Annotated in this window: 15 protein-coding genes; 9 read left to right on the forward strand and 6 right to left on the reverse strand. The window is 68.3% G+C overall.

What is annotated here, in order from left to right; genetic code table 11:
- The first annotated feature begins 13 nt into the window (after positions 1–13).
- From murD to ftsZ, 8 genes are all read left to right on the forward strand, one after another.
- A complete protein-coding gene (gene murD, locus VFB33_10015; protein ID HZO82015.1) occupies positions 14–1339 on the forward strand; it encodes a UDP-N-acetylmuramoyl-L-alanine--D-glutamate ligase in 1326 nt (441 codons plus the stop codon).
- A complete protein-coding gene (ftsW, locus tag VFB33_10020; protein ID HZO82016.1) occupies positions 1293–2441 on the forward strand; it encodes a putative lipid II flippase FtsW in 1149 nt (382 codons plus the stop codon). The genes murD and ftsW overlap by 47 nt, the downstream gene beginning before the upstream one ends.
- Complete coding sequence (gene murG / locus VFB33_10025) at positions 2438–3523, forward strand: undecaprenyldiphospho-muramoylpentapeptide beta-N-acetylglucosaminyltransferase (protein ID HZO82017.1); 1086 nt, start codon at positions 2438–2440, stop codon at positions 3521–3523. The genes ftsW and murG overlap by 4 nt, the downstream gene beginning before the upstream one ends.
- On the forward strand, positions 3520–4944 hold the full coding sequence (gene murC / locus VFB33_10030; protein HZO82018.1) for a UDP-N-acetylmuramate--L-alanine ligase: 1425 nt from the start codon (positions 3520–3522) through the stop codon (positions 4942–4944). Before murG ends, murC begins: the two co-directional genes overlap by 4 nt.
- Entirely contained in the window at positions 4931–5833 is a 903-nt protein-coding gene (murB, locus tag VFB33_10035) for a UDP-N-acetylmuramate dehydrogenase (protein HZO82019.1), read from the forward strand. Before murC ends, murB begins: the two co-directional genes overlap by 14 nt.
- 20 nt (positions 5834–5853) lie before the next feature.
- Positions 5854–6642, forward strand: coding sequence for a hypothetical protein (locus VFB33_10040; protein ID HZO82020.1), 789 nt, complete (start codon positions 5854–5856; stop codon positions 6640–6642).
- Positions 6642–7862, forward strand: a complete 1221-nt coding sequence (ftsA, locus tag VFB33_10045) for a cell division protein FtsA (GenBank protein HZO82021.1) — start codon at positions 6642–6644, stop codon at positions 7860–7862. Before VFB33_10040 ends, ftsA begins: the two co-directional genes overlap by 1 nt.
- Before the next feature lie 77 nt (positions 7863–7939).
- Positions 7940–9223 carry a cell division protein FtsZ gene (gene ftsZ, locus VFB33_10050; protein HZO82022.1) on the forward strand — a complete coding sequence of 428 codons (1284 nt, stop codon included), beginning with the start codon at positions 7940–7942 and terminating at the stop codon, positions 9221–9223.
- Positions 9224–9485: 262 nt separating this feature from the next.
- Here ftsZ and VFB33_10055 read toward each other — a convergent pair whose 3' ends face one another.
- Both VFB33_10055 and VFB33_10060 read right to left on the reverse strand, forming a co-directional pair.
- Positions 9486–10691: an MFS transporter gene (locus tag VFB33_10055; protein HZO82023.1), complete on the reverse strand. Its 1206-nt coding sequence runs from the start codon at positions 10689–10691 to the stop codon at positions 9486–9488.
- Positions 10692–10775: 84 nt separating this feature from the next.
- On the reverse strand, positions 10776–11927 hold the full coding sequence (locus tag VFB33_10060; protein ID HZO82024.1) for a M20/M25/M40 family metallo-hydrolase: 1152 nt from the start codon (positions 11925–11927) through the stop codon (positions 10776–10778).
- Between the two features lie 208 nt (positions 11928–12135).
- Between VFB33_10060 and VFB33_10065 the strand changes: the two genes are divergently transcribed.
- Positions 12136–12375 carry a helix-turn-helix domain-containing protein gene (locus tag VFB33_10065; GenBank protein ID HZO82025.1) on the forward strand — a complete coding sequence of 80 codons (240 nt, stop codon included), beginning with the start codon at positions 12136–12138 and terminating at the stop codon, positions 12373–12375.
- A gap of 161 nt (positions 12376–12536) precedes the next feature.
- On the opposite strand, the gene VFB33_10070 is transcribed toward VFB33_10065, so the two are convergent.
- The 4 genes from VFB33_10070 to VFB33_10085 all read right to left on the reverse strand — a co-directional run bounded on the left by VFB33_10070 (position 12537) and on the right by VFB33_10085 (position 18501).
- Positions 12537–13526, reverse strand: coding sequence for a GNA1162 family protein (locus tag VFB33_10070; protein HZO82026.1), 990 nt, complete (start codon positions 13524–13526; stop codon positions 12537–12539).
- A gap of 252 nt (positions 13527–13778) precedes the next feature.
- Positions 13779–14156: a response regulator gene (locus VFB33_10075; protein ID HZO82027.1), complete on the reverse strand. Its 378-nt coding sequence runs from the start codon at positions 14154–14156 to the stop codon at positions 13779–13781.
- A 38-nt stretch (positions 14157–14194) separates the two neighbouring features.
- Positions 14195–15268, reverse strand: coding sequence for an ATP-binding protein (locus VFB33_10080; protein HZO82028.1), 1074 nt, complete (start codon positions 15266–15268; stop codon positions 14195–14197).
- A 131-nt stretch (positions 15269–15399) separates the two neighbouring features.
- Complete coding sequence (locus tag VFB33_10085) at positions 15400–18501, reverse strand: CusA/CzcA family heavy metal efflux RND transporter (protein ID HZO82029.1); 3102 nt, start codon at positions 18499–18501, stop codon at positions 15400–15402.
- Positions 18502–18511: the final 10 nt, after the last annotated feature.

Raw genomic sequence — 18511 nt, forward strand, 5'->3', positions numbered from 1 at the left:
CAGTTGCAACGCGATGGAACTCAGGGGCAAACGCGTGATGGTGGTCGGGCTTGGCGTAAGCGGAGCGGCCGCGGCACATTTTCTCCACGCGCGCGGCGCAAGCCTCGTGCTGAGCGATGTGCGCCGTGCCATGGAGACCGCCGCGCTGCCGCCGGGCGAGCTTCGTCTCGGCGGCGAAGACCCGGCCTGGCTCGGCGGAGTCGAGCTGGTAGTCGCCAGCCCCGGCGTTCCGCCCGCCTCGGCGCTGCTCGCGGAGGCCGACCGCCGCGGCATTCCGGTGATTGGCGAGCTGGAGCTGGGCGGCCGCTTTGTGCGCGCGCCGATCGTCGCGGTAACCGGCACCAACGGCAAGAGCACGGTGACCACGCTCGTGGCCGAGATACTCAAGGCCGCAGGACGGCGCGTGTTTGTCGGCGGCAATCTTGGCACGCCGCTGGTCGAGGCCGCCGGGCTCGAGCTCGACGCGGTGGTGGTCGAGGTTTCGAGCTTCCAGCTCGAACGCATCGCGAGCTTCAAGCCGCACGTCGCGGTCCATCTCAATCTCGCCGAGGATCATCTCGACCGCTACCGCGACTTCGCGGATTACGCTCGCACCAAGGCGCGGCTGTTTCTCAACCAGGACCGCGCCGACTGGGCGGTTCTGAACCGCGACGATCCGATGGTGTGGCGGCTGCGCTCGGCGCTCGCGGCGCGCGTGATGAGCTTCGGCCTGGGCCCGGCGGCCTCGGCGGCGGCGATCGGCTACGACGGCCGCGATCTGATTTTCGACGATGGCGGCCGGCGCGCCGGGCGCATCTCGCTCGCGCAGTTCCGGCTGGCGGGGCGGCACAACGTCGCCAACGCGATGGCGGCGGCGGGTGCGGCGCTCGCGATGGGCGTCGAGCCGGCCGCGATCGAAGCCGCGCTGGCCACCTTCCGTGCGCTGCCGCATCGGATGGAGTTCGTTGATGAGCGCGCCGGTGTGGCGTGGATCGACGATTCCAAGGGCACCAACGTGGCCTCGGTGGTCGAGGCGCTGGCAGCGACGCGCGCGCCGGTGATCCTGATCGCGGGCGGGATGGACAAGGGCGGTGACTACGCGCCCTTGCGCGCGCCGCTTAAGGAGAAGGTGCGGCTGCTGATTTTGATCGGCGCGGCGCGCGACAAGATGCGCGCGGCGCTTGAGGGAGCAACCCAAATCGAACTCAGGCAGACGCTCGACGAGGCGGTGCGATGCGCGGCGGCGGCCGCGCGCGGCGGTGACACCGTGCTGCTCTCGCCGGCCTGCTCGAGTTTCGATCAGTTCAGGAGCTATGCGGAGCGCGGGCGCATATTTCAGGAGCTGGTTCGGGCGCTTTGAGGCGGTCGGCCGGCCCCAGCTCGACCCGTGGCTGTACCTCCCGGCCGCGGCGCTGGTCGTGCTCGGCCTTCTGATGGTGCTCAACACGACTTATTTCCTGGGGCTGGAGAAGAGCGGCGACGCCTTCCATTTCTTCAAGGCGCAGCTCGCCCATATCGCGGTCGGACTCGTGGCGCTGGCGCTGCTCTCGCAGCTTTCCCTGCGCGGACTGCACCGTTTGGTGATGCCGCTGATGGTGGCCGCGCTCGCGATGCTGATCGCGCTGTGGATTCCGGGACTCGGCGTGGTGCGCGGCGGTGCGCGCCGATGGCTCAGGATGGGGCCGCTGCTCGCCGAGCCCTCCGAGCTGGCCAAGTTCGCGTTGGTTTTTTTTCTCGCCGATTTTCTCAGCCGGCGTCAGGAGCGGATGGGCTTCTTTGCGAGCGGACCGCTGCCCGCCTTCGTCGCCACCGGCCCGCTCGCCTTGCTCATCCTCAAGCAGCCCGATTTCGGCAACACGGTGATGGTGGTGATGCTGCTGTTCGCGATGCTGTTTGCGGCGGGCGCGCGGCTCAAGCATCTCGGCGCCGCCGGCGGCTGCGCGCTCGCCGTGCTGGCGATCCAGGCGGTGGCGAAGCCTTACCGAATGCGCCGGCTGAGCGCGTTTCTCGATCCGTGGCAGGCGGCCAAGGGCGCCGGCTTTCAGCTCATCCAGTCCTTCATCGCGCTCGGCGCGGGCGGCAGCCTCGGTGTGGGCCTGGGTGCCGGGCAGCAGAAGATGTTCTACCTGCCGCAGGCGCATACCGATTTCGTCTTCGCCGTGGTGGGCGAGGAGTTCGGACTGTGCGGTGCGCTTGCCGTGCTCGGGCTGTTCGGCGCGATCCTGCTGCGCGGGATGCGGGTAGCGCACGAGGAGCCGGACCCGTTCGCGAGCTTGCTCGCGGTCGGGCTGACCGCGCTGCTCACCTTGCAGGCCCTGATCAACATGGCGGTCGTGATCGGCCTGGTGCCGACCAAGGGGCTGCCGCTGCCGTTTCTGAGCTATGGCGGAACGGCGATGGTGATGGCGATGGCCGAGCTCGGCGCGCTGCTCGCGCTGGCGCGTCGGCCGGCGGTGCGATGAGAGTGATAATCGCAGGCGGCGGCACCGGTGGGCATCTCTTCCCCGCGGTTGCGGTGGGCGAGGCGATGATGCGCGAGCGCCCGGAGGTCGAAGTATTGTTCGTCGGCACCACGGCAGGGCTGGAGGCGCGCTGGATGCCGCGCAGCGGCCTGCGCTACGAACTGTTCGACGTGCACGGCCTGCGCGGACATACGCTGGGCGAGCGGGTGCGAGCGATGGTCGAATTCGCCGCCGCCCTGCGCCGGGCGCGCGCGCTGCTGCGCTCCTTTGGTGCCGACCTGGTGGTAGGCGCGGGCGGCTACGCGTCGGCGCCGATGGCGATGGCGGCGATCTGGAGCCGGGTGCCGTTCGTGCTGATGGAACAGAACACGCGGCCGGGATTGTCGAACCGGATGCTGTGGCGGTTCGCCAAGAAGGTCTGCGTCGGGTTTGACGAAGCTTCCGTATTCTTTGACCCCTCGAAGGTGGTCGTGACCGGCAATCCGGTTCGATTTGTGTTAGAGCCGTCTCCTTACCGGCCCCGCCGACCGATCCAAATCCTTGTTTTAGGTGGATCGAGCGGTGCCCATCGTCTCAATAAAGGCGTTATTAATGCCTTGAAAAAATCGCGAGAAATCGTTATAAAAATAGCGGTCACCCACCAAACCGGGGAGGCGGATGTGGGGCTGGTGAAGGAGGGCTACGCGGCGCTCGGCTGCCCGGCGCATGTGACCCCGTTTATCGACGACATGGCCGCGGCGCTTGCCGCCGCAGACCTCGTCGTCGCCCGCGCCGGTGCGATGACGGTTTCCGAGCTGGCGCTAGCAGGCCGACCCGCGGTCTTCGTCCCTTACCCCTTCCATCGCGACCGCCAGCAAGAGCTCAACGCGCGCGTGCTCGAGCGCCGCGGCGCGGCGATAATCGTCCCCGACGACGAGTATCTCGGCGACAACCTTGCCGCCGCGCTGGCAAAGTTGATCGACGACCATCCGCGGCTTGCGCAGATGGCCGAGGCCGCGCGCGGCGCCGCCAGGCCCGACGCGGCGCGCGCGGTCGCACGGGTTTGTTTTGAACTCTGCCCACAGGAGCGGGCCGCCGCATGAGTGGACCGCTCGCCAGGGGATTGCTCAGCCGCCAGCGCCGCCTGCATTTCATCGGCGTCGGTGGTGCCGGGATGAGCGGGCTTGCGGAGCTGAGCCTGCGCCTGGGCTTCGCGGTCAGCGGATGCGATCTGCGCCTGGGCCGGGTGACCGATCGCCTGGCCGCGCTCGGCGCGCGCATCTCGCACGGCCATCATCCCGACCATCTCGAACCCGGCCTCGATGCAGTGGTGATCTCGTCGGCGGTGAAGTTTTCCAACCCCGAGGTGGCGCGCGCGCGTGCGCTGCAAATTCCGGTGATCGCGCGCGCGGAGATGCTGGGCGAACTCTTGCGGATGGCGCGGCTGGGAGTCGCGGTCGCCGGCACCCACGGCAAGACCACCACCACTTCGCTCATCGGACTGATCCTCGAAGAGGCGCGCCTCGACCCCACGGTTGCGATCGGCGGCAACCTGCGCTCGCGCGGCAGCAACGTGCGGCTCGGTGGCGGCGATTACATGGTGGCCGAGGCCGACGAGAGCGACTCCTCGTTCCTGCTCCTGCTGCCCACGATCGCGATCGTCACCAATATCGACCCCGAGCATCTCGACCATTACGGCACGATGGAGCGCGTGCGCGAGGCCTACCTCAATTTCATCAACCGCGTGCCGTTCTACGGACTGGCCGTGCTCGGGATCGACAGCGTCAATGTGCGCGCGCTCGTCGGCGCCGCGCGCAAGCCGATTCTGACTTACGGCGTCGCGCCCGATGCCGAGCTGCGTGCGGCGGATATCGTGATCGACGGCCTCTCGACGCACTTCACCGCGATGCGCGCCGGCCGCGAGCTCGGCCGGGTGACAGTGCCTACGCCGGGCCGCCACGTCGCGCTCAACGCGCTCGCCGCGCTCGGCGCGGCGCTTGCGATCGGAATCGACTTCGCGACCGCCGCGCGCGCGCTCGCCGCGTTTTCCGGCATCAGCCGCCGCTTCGAGATCAAGGGCGAGGCCGGCGGGCGAATCGTGCTCGACGACTACGCGCATCACCCCGAGGAGATTCGCGCGACACTGGCGGCCGCGCGCGCGGCCTTCAAGCGGCGCGTGGTGGCGGTCTTCCAGCCCCATCGCTACACCCGCCTGCGCGACCTGTTCGACGATTTTCTCACCGCCTTCGACGACGCCGACATGCTCTACCTGTGCGAGGTTTACGCGGCGGGCGAGGAGCCACTGGCCGAGGTTTCCGCTCAGCGCCTTTACGAGGCGCTGCGCGCGCGCGGCCATCTGGAGGTGCGCTATCTCGGCGGCGAGGCCGATCCGGCGGCGCGGCTGGCCGCCGACACGCTGCCGGGCGACCTGCTGGTGACGCTCGGCGCGGGCGACGTATATCAACTCGGCGAGGCGGTTCTGCAAACCCTGGGCTACGCGATCAAGACCCATGAACCGGCTTGAACAGGAATTGCGCGCGCGCTTCGGCGCCCGGCTCCGCCGCGGCGCGCCGCTCGCCGAACTGACCTCGTTTCATATCGGCGGGCCCGCCGACCTGCTGCTTACGGTCGAGAGCGAGGACGAGCTGCGCGCGGCGATGGCGGCGGCGTGGTGCGCGCGCGTGCCCGCCTTCTGCCTCGGCTCGGGAACCAATCTGCTGGTGAGCGATCGCGGCGTGCGCGGCCTGGTCGTGCGGCTGGGCGAGGGTTTCACGCGGCTGGAGTTCGCCGGCGCGCGCGTGCGCGCGGGCGCCGCCGCGCGCTTCGGCGAGCTGGTCGCAGAGGCGGTCGAGCGCGGCCTTGCGGGCCTCGAGTTCGGCGAAGGAATCCCGGGCAGCGTCGGTGGGGGGCTGGTGATGAATGCGGGCGCCTTCGGCGGCGAGATCGCGCGCGTGGTCAGGTTCGTCCACGGCGTGAGCGAGCAGGGCGAATCGCTGACGCTCACCGCGGCCGAGCTCAAGTTCTCCTATCGCCGCACCGAGCTTCCGCCGCGCTTCGTGATCACCCGGGTCGATTTCGAACTTGAGCCGGGCGAGCGTGAGGCGCTGCGCGCGCGCGTGGCGGAGATCCACGGCAGGCGCGCGGCGCGCCAACCGCGGGGGCTGCCCAACGCGGGGTCGATTTTCAAGAATCCGCCGGGCAATTTCGCCGGCCGCCTGCTCGAGAGCGCCGGGCTCAAGGGCGCGCGGCTGGGCGGCGCGGCGTTTTCGGCCGAGCATGCAAACTTCATCGTCAACCTGGGCGGCGCACGTGCCGAGGACGTGCGCGCGCTGATCGAGCTCGCGCAGGCGCGGGTCAAGGAGCGCAGCGGAATCTCGCTCGAGCCCGAGGTGCGGCTGGTCGGCGAGTGGTAAGGCGGAGCGGGGCGGCGGTAGTGGCGAAACGGGCGGCAGCGAAAAAGGCCTCGGCCAGAGGCGCCGGCGCGGACTGGACGCGCAAGGCGCTGGGCCTGGTCCTGTGCGCATTCTTCGCCCTCGGCGTGGCGACCGGGTTGAGCGAGCCCGGCCGCGCCTTCGCCGCGCGCGTGCGGCTGACCGTGGATTCCTACTGGGCGGCGTTCACGCAGACCCTGATGCTGTGGCGGGTACGTCCGGCACAGGGCGCACTGATCGCACCGGTCGCCGCCGTCTCGCCGGGCAACGCGGTCGCCCTCGTCGAACGCGCCGACGGCTTCTACGCGCTCTATGCGCGGGGCGAGCTGCGCGGGCCGGTCGAGCCGGCGGCCGAGGGCGACCTGCCGATCCTCAGCGGCTCCGGCCTCGAGCGCGCGGATGCACGCGATCTTGTGCGCTACGCCGCCACGCTGGTGCGCGCCGAGGCCGAACTCGCGGGTCTGATCTCCGAGATGCGGATCGACGGTGACGGTACAGCGGCGATCTTCTTCGAACGCTCGCACACGGAGCTGCGCCTTGACCTCGATCGCGCGCCGGTCGAGCTCAAGCGCGCGAGCGAAGTGCTCGGCCGCTGGCGTGGACACGAGACGCTGATCGCCTCGCTCGACCTGACAACGCCGGGGCAGGCGGTGATGCGTCTGCGCGGCGCGGCGCCCGCGGTGCCGGCGCGCACGGCGCGCGGCGCGCGGCAGGGCGGCAGGCTCAGGAAGATCGCTGAGCGGGGCGCGGCGGGCGCGCTGCCGGCCGCCGCGGACGGGAGCGCGCGCTGATGAAAAACGTGCTTGCGGCGTTGGATGTCGGCACGAGCAAGGTCTGTGCGCTGATCGCCGAGGCGCTGCCCGAGGGCGGCGGCGCGACCGTGATCGGCCACGGCATCGCCCCCTGCACCGGTTTGCGCAAGGGCGTGGTGGTGAATATCGAAGCCACGGTCGAGGCGATCCGCGCCGCGGTGGGTGAGGCCGAACGCAGCGCCGGCGTGCGCGCGGGCGCGGTGGTGGTGGGCGAGGCCGGCGCGCATATCCGCGGCCTCAACAGCCACGGAATCGTCGCGGTGCGCGGCGGCGAGGTCAGTCCGCGCGATGTCGAGCGCGTGATCGACGCGGCGCGCGCGGTCGCGATCCCGCTCGATCGCCAGGTGCTGCACATCCTGCCTCAGCAGTTCGCGGTGGACGACCAGGAAGGCGTGCGCGATCCGGTGGGAATGGCGGGGGTGCGCCTGGAGGCGCGCATCCATATCGTCACCGCCGCCCAGAGCTACGGCCAGAACCTGGCCAAATGCTGCGAGCGTGCCGGCGTCACTCCGCTCGAGATCGTCTTCGAACCGCTCGCCGCGGCCGACGCCGCGCTGTTTCCCGAAGAGCGTGAGCTGGGTGTCGCCCTGATCGACATTGGCGGCGGTACCACCGACATCGTGGTCTTTCACGGCGGTGCGGTAATGCATACGGCGGTGCTGCCGCTCGGCGGCAACCATCTGACCAGCGACGTCGCCGCCGGCCTACGCACGCCGGGCAGCGAAGCCGAGCGGCTCAAGATCAATTACGGCGTGGCGACCAACTCGGTGGTCGGCCGCGATCAGACGGTGCAGGTGCCCGGGGTCGGCGGGCGCGAGCCGCGGGTGATCGCGCGGCGCATCCTGGGCGAGATCATCGAGCCGCGGATGGAGGAGATTTTCGCGATGGCCCAGCGCGAGATGATGCGTTCGGGCGTCGCCGACAGCCTCGCCTCGGGGCTGGTGCTGGTGGGCGGAACCTCGCTGCTCGAAGGCACCCAGGAGCTCGCCGAGCGGATCTTCGGACTGCCGGTGCGCCGCGGGCTGCCGATCAATCTCAAGGGGATGCCCGAGGAGCTGATGAAGCCCGCGTATTCGACCGCGGCGGGGCTGCTGCTGCATGCCGCGGGCGCGCGCGGGGCGGTCAACGGGATGGTGCGGGGAGGGCGGCTGGGCCGGCTGCGCTCGCTCGTTTCGGATTGGATGCGGGATTTCTTCTAGGCGGTGGGACGGCGAGCGCGCTTGCAGCTGGCCGCTGGGGGCGCCGCGCAACGGTGGAGGAAGAGGAGAAGCGAGACATGATCGAGTTGGTGGACACCCCGGATCCGGGGGCGCGGATCAAGGTCATCGGCGCCGGCGGCTGCGGCGGCAACGCGGTCAACCACATGATCCAAGCCGGCTTGCAGAGCGTTGACTTCATCGCGGTCAACACCGACAGCCAGGCGCTGGGCAACAACCGTGCGCCGATGCGCCTGCAGATCGGCCAGATGCTGACGCGCGGGCGCGGCACCGGCGGCAATCCCGAGATCGGCCGCAAGGCCGCGCTGGAGGACGAGGAGCGGTTGCGCGAACTGCTCAAGGACGCCGAGATGGTGTTTGTCACTGCCGGGATGGGCGGTGGCACAGGGACCGGCTCGGCGCCGGTGATCGCGCGCCTGGCGCGCGAGGGCGGCGCGCTGACGGTCGGGGTCGTCACCAAGCCGTTCCAGTTCGAGGGCAGCCGGCGGATGAACCAGGCCGACGAGGGGCTGCGCGAGCTGAAGAACGCGGTCGATACGCTGATTACGATTCCCAACCAGCGCCTGCTCTCCATCGCCAGCCGCACGACCTCCCTGCGCGAGGCCTTTCAGAAGGCCGACGACGTTCTGCTCCAGGCCGTGCGCGGGATCTCCGAGCTGGTGACCGTGCATGGGCTAATCAACCTCGACTTCGCCGACGTGCGCTCAATCATGGCCGAGATGGGGCTTGCGATGATGGGCGCGGCGAGCGCGACCGGCGAGAACCGCGCGGTCGAGGCAGCGCAGCGCGCGATCTCGAGCCCGCTTCTGGAGGACGTCTCAATCAAGGGCGCCCGCGGCCTGCTGATCAACGTCACCGGCGGCCCAGACATGTCGCTCTACGAAGTCACCGAGGCGGCCAGCCTGATCCAGGAGGAGGCGCACGAGGATGCCAACATCATCTTTGGCGCCGTGATCGACGAAAAACTCGCCGACGAGATCCGAATCACGGTTATCGCGACCGGCTTCGGCGATCTCGCCACTCGCTACAACCCGCGCTACTCGTCGGCGGGCGCGCCGATAACGACGCCGATCCAGGCCGCCGCCACGCGCCCCGTCGATCCAGCGGCGGTGCAGCCGACCGCGCCCACGCCGCCCCCGCCTCCGCCGCCCGCGCAGGCCCGGATCTTCGGCGGCAAGCCGGTGCGCCGGATGGGTATGATCGTGGACGACGGGCTGGATATTCCGGCCTTCAAGCGGCGCGGCGCCGACCCGGGGGCGATAGAGCGCGCCGAGCCGAGCGAGCTGGGTGAGGGCGACGACAAGCTCGACATCCCGACCTTCCTGCGCAAGCATCTGGAGTAGGTCGGGATGGTGCTCTGTCCCTGTCCAGGGGCAGGGCAGAGAGAGACGAAGCGCTTGCGATGAGCGCTTCACGAACCAGGAACCGGCAGCGGCTTCGCTGACGCGAGGCTGTGCGTCGCTTCGTTCAGGATGGCAAACAGGAGAAGTCGGAAAGCCGCGGTCGCCGCGGCGGCGCCGGCCTTCGACCTCGTCGATCTGAGCGCAGCCAGGAATCAACGCGAAGCGATCGGGCCTGCCCGACGGCTTCGTCGAGCGGCGATGTTCAGTCCGCCTCGGCGGCGCGCGGCGCGAGCGCGGGCTCGGCGTGCCGCAGCGGAACGATGACGAGGTAGCCGACCACCGAGGCAAGCCCGGCGAAGACCGCCGCCCATACGTAGCTCCCGCTGCGATCGATCACCAGCCCCGCCAGCGGTGGGCCGACCAGCGCGCTTATCGACGAGCTGGTGTAGAGCGTGCCCAGCACCGCGCCCATCCCCTGCACGCCGAACAGCTCGGCGACCACCGCCGGTGCCAGCGCGACCATCCCGCCGTACGCTGCTCCCATCACCAGCGCAAAGATCACCAGCCATGCGTACGCGCCGGTCACCATCCACACGGCGTAACTCAGTCCGAGCGCGAGCGTGCAGGCCTTGTACAGTGCGATTATTCCGGTGCGGTCAGCGATCGTGCCCAGGCCCAGCCGTCCGGCCACGCTCGCTCCACCGATCACCGCGACCAGCGCGGCAGCCGCGACCGGGCTCGCGCCGTGGTCGTGCGCGAACTCGGGCAGATAGACATAGGGCACGTAAATCGCGATCGAGGACAGGATCGACGAAACGTAGAGCATTGCGAAACTCGGCGAGCGCAGCGCGTCGCCAAGCCGTGCGCGCGTGGCGCGGATGTGGACCGGCGGGCGGACGCTCAGGAGCGCGCAGACGCTCAGCAACAGCGCGCTTGCCACGCCCAGCACGACGTAGGTGTGGCGCCATCCGTAACGTTCGATCAACGCCGCCGCTGCCGGCGCCACCAGCGCACCGCATCCGACGCCCGCCACCGCGATTCCCAGCGCCGTGTTGCGCCGGCGCGCGAACCATCCGCTGACCATCGCGAGCATTGGCACGTAGCAGCATGCCACCCCCACGCCCACGCCGATCCCGTAGGTCAGGTAGCCCAGCCACAGGCGGTCGATGAACGAGGTCAGCACCAGCCCGACGCCCATGAACAGCGCCCCCGCCATCACCACCGGGCGCGGGCCCCAGCGGTCGCTCAGATGGCCGGCGGGTGCGCCGAGCAGATTGTAGATTGCGGCGGTGAGCGAGAAGACGGCCGAGGTCGGGACGCGGGTTGCGCCAAACTCTGCGCCCATCGGTTTGAAGAACGCGCCGAAGGTGTAAGCGACGCCGAAGAGCGTGAAGCAGGCGGTGAACGCGGTGGCCGCGGTCACCCATGCGCGCGGGGAATCGACTCCCGGAGGATGCGACTGCTCCATGACCGGACGGTCGAGGCACTATAGTCGCTCGACGGCGCGGAGCAAATCGCGCGGCGCGTCGCGCGTCGGCGTGTCGCGGAGGATTCAGGCGCCCGCGTGCAGCGTCACCATTTCGAGTGTGACTTCGGCGGCGGTGACCAGCTCGCGCACGTCGAGCCATTCGCGCAAAGTGTGGATGTCGTGCATGCCGGTGCCGAAGTTGGCCACGGTCAGGCCGCGCCGGTTGAGCACGTTGGCGTCGCATCCGCCGCCCGTCGAGTGCGGCACGACTTCGCGGCCGAGGCGGCGCGCCGCCTCCACAACCTTGCGCACGATCGGCGCGTCCTCCGCCACACTCATCGCCTCGTACGACGGCACCGACCGATATTCCAGCTCGGCCTGCACGCGTTTGCCGTCGAGCGTAATCGCCGCGCGCGCGGTCGCGGCGCGAAAGCATTCGAGCATGTGCTCGACCTGCGCTGCGAGCTTGCGCGCGTCGAGCGAGCGCGCCTCGCCGCGCACGACGACTTCGTCGGGCACGATATTGCCGGCGCGGCCGCCCTGGATAGTGCCGAGGTTGGCGGTGGTATCGGCGTCGATCCGTCCCAGGCGCATTGCGGCGATCGCCTCGGCGGCGACCTTGATCGCCGAAATTCCGCGCTCGGGCGCGACTCCCGCGTGCGCTTCGACTCCATGCACGGTGAAGCGCACGCCCTGCGCTGCCGGCGCCCGCACAATCAGATGGCCGGGCGAGTCGCTGTCGAAGACCAGCCCCTCGCGCGCGCGCACCAGGCCGAGGTCGAGGTGGCGCGCGCCGAGCAGGCCGATTTCCTCGCCAATCGTGAACACGGCGTCGATCGGCCCGTGCGGCAGATCGCGTTCGCGCAGCTGATGCAGCACCTCGCAGATGAGCGCGCAGCCGGATTTGTCGTCGCCGCCGAGGATGGTCCTGCCGTCGCTTCGGATCGTGTCGCCGTCAAGCACGGGCCGGATACCCTCGCCAGGTACGACGGTGTCCATGTGCGCGCAAAGCAACAGCGGCGCGACGCCGTGGCGGTTGCCGGGCAGATGGGCGATCAGGTTGCCGACGTCGCCGCGGATGGCGTCGCCGGCGCGGTCGAACTCGCAGCTCGCGCCGAGGTTCTCCAGCTCGCGTCTTAGACGGGTCGCCACCTCGCGCTCGCGGCGCGAGAGCGAATCGATCCTGACGATTTCGAGGAAAAATTGGACCAGCCGTTCGCGGTTAACCTCGGCCATGAGCGAGGTTCTAGCGCGATTCACCGCGCGCTTTCCAGCCGATGGATTACACTGGCTCTGACTTGTGCAGACCTCGCCAATAGTCAGCAATTGCGGCCCTGCGCATGTCATGGATGGCACGGATGATGCGTATGCTCTGACGCAACAGCTCTGTCGCCTTTGATGATAACCGCTTCGCCTCAATTTCGCACTTCGAGGATTAGCAACGATGAAAAAGCAATCCGCGCAGATGCCGGCTAGCCTGCCGACACCAGTAATGACGGTGAAGGAACTCTCGGATTACCTGCGCGTTCACCCCTCCACCATCTACAGGTTGCTCAAGCGCAGGCAGATCCCCGCCTTCCGCATCGACGGCGACTGGCGCTTCCATCTTTCGGCGATCGAGAAGTGGCGCTCGCAGATGGAAATTGGCCGCCGCCACAGCCGCGAGCACAATCAGGCTTCCTGATCGGACATTGGCGCGCGCGGCCCGACCCGAGAGCTGCAGCCTTTTGTCCGGTGCGTCAGTGTTATGCGGTCCGAGGGCGCCGTCGGGGATCGTTAGAATCTTGAGTGTGGACGGGGAAATCCCGCCCCACCATCGCCGCCACGCTGTCCCAATCTCGCCGCTTAGCGGCGGCTGCCCCGAACTTGAGTTAAATCCGCCGCAGGCTGGGAGGCCGCGGCTGGCGTGTCCACGGCACCCTCCTCCGGGGTTTCCACGGTCTCCGGAACGAGCGGGGATACAGGGCTTCCGTTTTCCAGATCCAGATTGCGCACTCCGAGCAACGCCTGCCTACGCAGCGCCATGATGTTGCGCCGTGCTGTGGGCAGACGCAGGAGGATTTCGCGCCCGACTTCGTCCTCGGCGCGGGCCAAGGTTACATCGCGCAACTGGAGCAGGGCGAGCGCCGAGTTAATTCCGAAGTCCACCGGGTCGAGCACCGGATGGGTATCGACGGCATAGCGGCGATCGACGGCGGAGAAGATTTCGTGCCCATCATGCGTCGAAACCATCCGCACCCTGGCGCCTACGCGCCACATCGCCACCAGCAGGGCGTAGTAGGCTTCGTAATCGACGACCTCGCCGTACACCACGGCGTCGGCGCCGAGCCATCGGTCGAACTGCGCGACCGGGACCGCGCGGAGCTTTTCGGCATCGGTGATGCCGCGGTCGGCAAGCGCGGCGTCCACCATCGGCAGTGGGACGAGCACGAATTCGCGCTGCGCTAGGTAGCCATCCACAGTGCGGCGCAGGCGGTTGGCGTACGTCCACGCCCATTTCTGACGCTCTTCGGTGCTGCGTCGGACCACCGGAACACCGTCAATCAAATACTGGCCGCCGTTACGGTCGGCAAAAGGCAAAACCGCAATCCTCAGGGGCGGATTCTGCTGATAGTCCTTTGCCACCACGCAGTCGGCCTGGCCCGGATCGGTTTCGACCAGATGATCGAACCAGCTCTTGCGGCCATGAACATCGAGCCCTTGCTCGGGTTGGAAGAACGGTTGCCGTTCGCTTTGTTGATTCGCGCATCCGGTGAAGATCAAAACCAGGCACAGGAGCAAGCAAAACCGGCACATGGCGGCGAAGCTCTCGACAGAACGAGGAGCATGGAGCATGCCGGCTGAGTGCCGCGGGCAGACCAAAACCGCGATGCGCACTACCCGGTTGAATAAGTGGCCAAATCAGATAAGCGCAGAGCTAAGCTTGGCGTCTTTGACGGTCTCTGGCTCTCTCGATTGGCTCCGCAGGAACCAGACGCTGTTGCCGATCGAATCGCACGCAGATGCTCGGTCGAGACATCGGCGCCTCGTTATCGAGTCGGTGGTCGCAAATGCACGTTGGTGATGTGCGGTCGGAGGGGGCCGCCGCTAGGCCATGCGCGCGAGCGCAAAATCGATCGCTCTGCGCAGATCTGCAAGCGAGAACGGCTTGGGTAGATACGCACTGGCGCCGGCCCCGAAGGCTGCCTCGGCCGTGGTCGGGCGGTTGTAGGCGGTGATCAGGATGACCGGAGTTCGAGGCAAGGCCTCGCGCACGCGGCGGGTGACCTCCAAGCCATCATGCTCGGGCAGTTGCAGATCGGTGACCACGAGGTCGGGCGACTGCTGCGCGGCCAGCTCGATTGCGCGGGCGCCGTCGTAGGCGCTCAGGCAACTATGGCCGAGCCGTTCGAGGAAGCGGGCGCAGGTTGCGACGAGCTCGGGCTCGTCGTCCACGAGCAAAATCTTAAGGCTGCGACTCCCCATCTTTCGCCCGCCCACGTTGGCCGATTTGCGCCAGGCGGTCAAGCCTCGGCGGCATTTTCGACTCCGGGCAGCAGCAGCGAGAACACCGCCCCTTTGCCCGGTTCTGATTGGACTTCGATTTTGCCCTTGTGCTCCTGGACGATACGCCGGCTCAGCCATAGCCCCAGCCCGCTGCCGCCCGCCTTAGTGGTGTAAAGCAGGTCGAAAATTCTGTCGAGCGCGTGGGGTTGGATACCGGGTCCATTGTCAGCCACGCTCAGTCGCAGCCATCCTGGGCGGCTATCCCTCGCGCTCGCAATCCTGACCTCGCCCCCGCGCGGCATCGCGTCGCACGCGTTGCTCAGCAGGTTGATTAGCACCCGCTCGAGTGACACCGCATCCCCCATCACCGGCGGCAGACCACTCTGGAGCGCCACGTTGACGGCGATCCCCGCCTTGCGCATCTGCTCACCCATCAGCAGCAGTGCCTTATCCACCAGGTCGCTAAGCTGTAGCGGCGCCGTCGCCTTGGGGCCGTGGCGCGAAAGCTCGAGAAACTCGGAGACGATGCGGCTGGCGCGCTCGGCCTGGCGATGGATGACCTCCAAGTCCTCGCGCAACATCTGCGGCGAGAGCGCGTCTTCCGGGGTCCCGAGCAGCAGCTCTGCGCGGGAGAGAACGACGCTGAGCGGGTTATTCAGGTCGTGCGCGATGCCCGCGGCGGCGCTGCCCAGGGAGGTTAGCGTTTCAGCACGCCGGGCGTCGCGCTCAAGAGCCAGCCGCTCGGTGATGTCGATCACAGAGGCGACGATCAGGTCGCCGCGCTTGGTCCCGGGAGCGTAGGTCAGGCTGACTTCGACCGGAAACTCGGTGCCGTCCTTGCGCCGCGCGGCCAGACTCATCCCGATCCCCATCGGGCGGCTGCGCGGCGATACCATGAACGCCTCGCGATGCTTGCGATGCTGCTCACGGAGGCGTTCAGGGACGAGAACTTCGATTGGCTGGCCGACCAGCTCGCCCTTGGCGTAGCCGAAGATCTGCCAGGTTTTGGGATTTGCTTCGACAATACAGCCGTTGCCGTCGACAATGATGAGGCTCTCGCTGGCCGCCCTGAAGTACGCTTCGTAGGGCATAACAACGCCACCATTAGTAGGGTAACAGGGCGCACGGCAAGCCTCTAGGGCTGGCGGTCACGCAAGTTGTGCACAGGCTGGCGCGCAAAAAGCGAAAGTGCGCGGGAACGGATGCTTGCCAGTCTAGGCTCCTAATCGACCACCGCGGATGCCGGGTTGTCGGACTGGGTGCGCGTCGCACTGTCCCCGGCAAGCCAGCGGTAGAGCACGGGCAGGACGTAGAGTGTGAAGGGCATCGACGTGATCAGCCCGCCGATCACGACGGTCGCCAGCGGGCGCTGCACCTCGGCGCCCGCACCGTGCGAAATCGCCATCGGGATGAACCCGAACAGCGCGACCAACGAGGCCATCAGGATCGGCCGCAGCTTCTCGCGGGTGCCGGTTTCCAAGGCGTCGTCGGTGGCGGCGCCCACCTCGCGCAGGCGGTTGATCTCGGAAACCAGCACCACGCCGTTGAGCACCGAGACGCCGAAGAGCGTGATGAAGCCGACGCCGGCGGTGATCGAGAAGGTCAGCCCGCGTGCCATCAGGGCGATCACGCCGCCCGCCGCCGCGAACAGCACGTTGCCGAAGATGAGCAGCGCCATCCGCATCGAGGTGAACGTGTTGTACAGCAGCACTAAGATGAGCAGCAGCGAGGCGGGCACCAGCACCATCAGCCGGCGCGAGGCGCGCTGGAGATTTTCGTATTGCCCGCCCCATTCCAGCCACCATCCATGCGGCAGCTCGACTTGGCTGTAAACGGCCGCCTTGGCCCGTGCGACGAAGGTGCCGAGGTCGATGCCGCGCACGTTGGCGGCGATGGTGATGCGGCGATGAAGGTTCTGGCGCCAGATCGCGACCGGGCCTTCGCCGCGGTGGAAGTGGGCGAGCTGCTTAAGCGGGATGAGCGCGCCGTCGGGCGCGGCGACCTGGATGTCGCCGAGCTGATCGATGTGCTCGCGGGCGGCCGGCGCGATCCGCACCTGGAGAAAAAAGCGCGCCTCGCCTTCGACCACCTGGCCCACGATCCGCCCGCCTATCGCCTCGACTGCGTCGAGCACGTCGGCGACGTTTATCCCGTAGCGCGCGCAAGCCGCGCGGTCGACCTCGATGGTCAGCGAGGGCAACCCGGTGCGCGGGATGATCTTGAGGTCGGCCGCACCGGGCAGGCCGCCGATGATCTCCAGGATGCGATGGGCGTACTGATTCATCTGGGCGAGGTCGTCGCCGTAGAGATGGATAGCGACGTCGCCCTTGACTCCGGCGATCATGTCGTTGATGCGCGACTCGATCGGCTGGGAGAAGCCGAACTGGGCCTCGGGCACGCGCTGATGGAGCTTCTCTTCGAGCTTCTCGATCAGCTCCTCCTTGCTGTGCACGCGCCATTGATCGTGCGGTTTGAGGAAGACGTAGACGTGGCTTTCGTCGGGGCCGATTACGTCGGTGGCGATCTCGGGCCGGCCGATGCGCGAGACCACCCGCGCGACCTCGGGCAGTTCGAGCGCCGCCCGCTCCATCCGCGTTGCCCCCTTCACCGCGTCCTCCAGCGAGATGCTCGGCACCTGCATCACGTCGAGGTTGATCGCGCCTTCGTCCAGCGTGGGGACGAACTCGCTGCCCAGAAACGGCGCCAGCCCGAGCCCGAGCACCAGCAGCGCCGCCGCGCCCGCGAGCAGGCCGCGGCGATGCCCGCGCGTCCACCGCGCCACCCGCTCGTGCACCCGCTCACTCATGCGCGCCAGCCACGGCTCGCGTGCGGGGGCGCGCCTGAGCAGGAGCGACGCCATCACCGGTACGAAGGTCAGCGCGCACAGCAGCGAGCCGCTGAGCGCGAAGATCACCGTCAGCGCCATCGGTCGGAACATCTTGCCCTCGACTTCCTGGAAGCTGAGGATCGGCAGATAGACCACGATGATGATCAGGATGGCGAAGACGATCGGGCGCAGCACCTCGCGCCCGGCCTCGAACACCAGGTGGGCGGTCGAGACGCCGGTGCGCCGGGCGGAGGCAAGCCGGTGGAAGATGTTTTCCACCAGCACCACCGAGCCATCCACGATAAGCCCGAAGTCGATCGCGCCCAGGCTCATCAGGTTGCCCGACACTCCCATCCAGTTCATCCCGAGGAACGCGACCAGCATCGAGAGCGGGATCACTGCCGACACGATCAGCGCCGCGCGCAAGTCGCCGAGGAACAGGAAGAGCACGGCCGAAACCAGCAGCGCGCCCTCGGCCAGATTGTGCGCCACCGTGGCGATCGTGCGCCGGACCAGGTCGGAGCGATCATAGTAGGGCACGATGCTTACGCCCGGCGGCAGATTGTGGCGCACCTCGACCAGCTTCTGCTTGACCCGGTCGACCACCGTGCGCGAGTTCTGCCCGATCAACATCATCACCACGCCGGCCACGGTTTCGCCCTTACCGTCGCGGGTTACCGCGCCCTGGCGCACGCGCGGCGCGAAGGCGACCTTGCCGAGGTTGCGCACGTACACCGGCACGCCGTCGTGACTGCCGACCACGATGTTCTCGACGTCGGCCAGGCTGCCGATCAGGCCCGCGCCGCGGATGATCTCCTGCTCGCCGCTGTGAATCAGGTAGCCGCCGCCGGCGCTCGCGTTGTTGCGCTCGAGCGCGCGGAAGACGTCGTGGAGCCCGAGCCTGTAGGCGACCAGCGCGCTCGGCCGGAGCTGGACCTCGTAGGTCTTCAGCTCGCCGCCGTAGCTGTTGACCTCGACCACGCCGGGCACCGACTTGAGCGCGGGCGCGATCTGCCAGTCGAGGATCGAGCGCAGCTCCATCAACGAGCGCTTCGGATCGACCACCTCGAACTGGTAAATCTCGCCCAAGGTGGTCGAGACCGGAGTCATCTCGGGTGTGCCGAAGCCCTTGGGAATCAGCTCGCGCGCGGCCGGCAGCCGTTCCATCACCAGCCGCCGCGCAAAGTAGATATCGAGCTTCTCGTCGAAATAGACCGAGACCGAGGACAGGCCGAAGCGCGAGATCGAGCGGATCTCTTTGATCCCGGGCAGCCCGCGCATCGCGACCTCGACCGGAAACGTGATCAGCTTCTCGACCTCGACCGGGCCCAGCCCGGGCGCGTCGGTGACGATCTGGACCACGTTGGGCGTGACGTCGGGCGCGGCGTCGATCGGCAGCAGGACCATCGCGCGCAGGCCGAGCGCGACCAGCACCACCGCCAGCAGTAGAGTCATCAGGCGGTTTTCAAGCGCCGCCTCGAACAGCCATCGCGCCATCGCCGCCGCC

This window comes from Candidatus Binataceae bacterium (genome assembly GCA_035650475.1).
Taxonomy (GTDB): domain Bacteria; phylum Desulfobacterota; class Binatia; order Binatales; family Binataceae; genus JAKAVN01.

What these genes read in the sequence shown, in the direction of transcription:
- murD (HZO82015.1), top strand. Translation starts at nt 14, where the DNA reads ATGGAACTCAGGGGCAAACGCGTGATGGTGGTCGGGCTTGGCGTAAGC.
- ftsW (HZO82016.1), top strand. Translation starts at nt 1,293, where the DNA reads ATGCGGAGCGCGGGCGCATATTTCAGGAGCTGGTTCGGGCGCTTTGAG.
- murG (HZO82017.1), top strand. Translation starts at nt 2,438, where the DNA reads ATGAGAGTGATAATCGCAGGCGGCGGCACCGGTGGGCATCTCTTCCCC.
- murC (HZO82018.1), top strand. Translation starts at nt 3,520, where the DNA reads ATGAGTGGACCGCTCGCCAGGGGATTGCTCAGCCGCCAGCGCCGCCTG.
- murB (HZO82019.1), top strand. Translation starts at nt 4,931, where the DNA reads ATGAACCGGCTTGAACAGGAATTGCGCGCGCGCTTCGGCGCCCGGCTC.
- ftsA (HZO82021.1), top strand. Translation starts at nt 6,642, where the DNA reads ATGAAAAACGTGCTTGCGGCGTTGGATGTCGGCACGAGCAAGGTCTGT.
- ftsZ (HZO82022.1), top strand. Translation starts at nt 7,940, where the DNA reads ATGATCGAGTTGGTGGACACCCCGGATCCGGGGGCGCGGATCAAGGTC.
- VFB33_10055 (HZO82023.1), bottom strand. Translation starts at nt 10,691, where the DNA reads ATGGAGCAGTCGCATCCTCCGGGAGTCGATTCCCCGCGCGCATGGGTG.
- VFB33_10060 (HZO82024.1), bottom strand. Translation starts at nt 11,927, where the DNA reads ATGGCCGAGGTTAACCGCGAACGGCTGGTCCAATTTTTCCTCGAAATC.
- VFB33_10065 (HZO82025.1), top strand. Translation starts at nt 12,136, where the DNA reads ATGAAAAAGCAATCCGCGCAGATGCCGGCTAGCCTGCCGACACCAGTA.
- VFB33_10070 (HZO82026.1), bottom strand. Translation starts at nt 13,526, where the DNA reads ATGCTCCATGCTCCTCGTTCTGTCGAGAGCTTCGCCGCCATGTGCCGG.
- VFB33_10075 (HZO82027.1), bottom strand. Translation starts at nt 14,156, where the DNA reads ATGGGGAGTCGCAGCCTTAAGATTTTGCTCGTGGACGACGAGCCCGAG.
- VFB33_10080 (HZO82028.1), bottom strand. Translation starts at nt 15,268, where the DNA reads ATGCCCTACGAAGCGTACTTCAGGGCGGCCAGCGAGAGCCTCATCATT.
- VFB33_10085 (HZO82029.1), bottom strand. Translation starts at nt 18,501, where the DNA reads ATGGCGCGATGGCTGTTCGAGGCGGCGCTTGAAAACCGCCTGATGACT.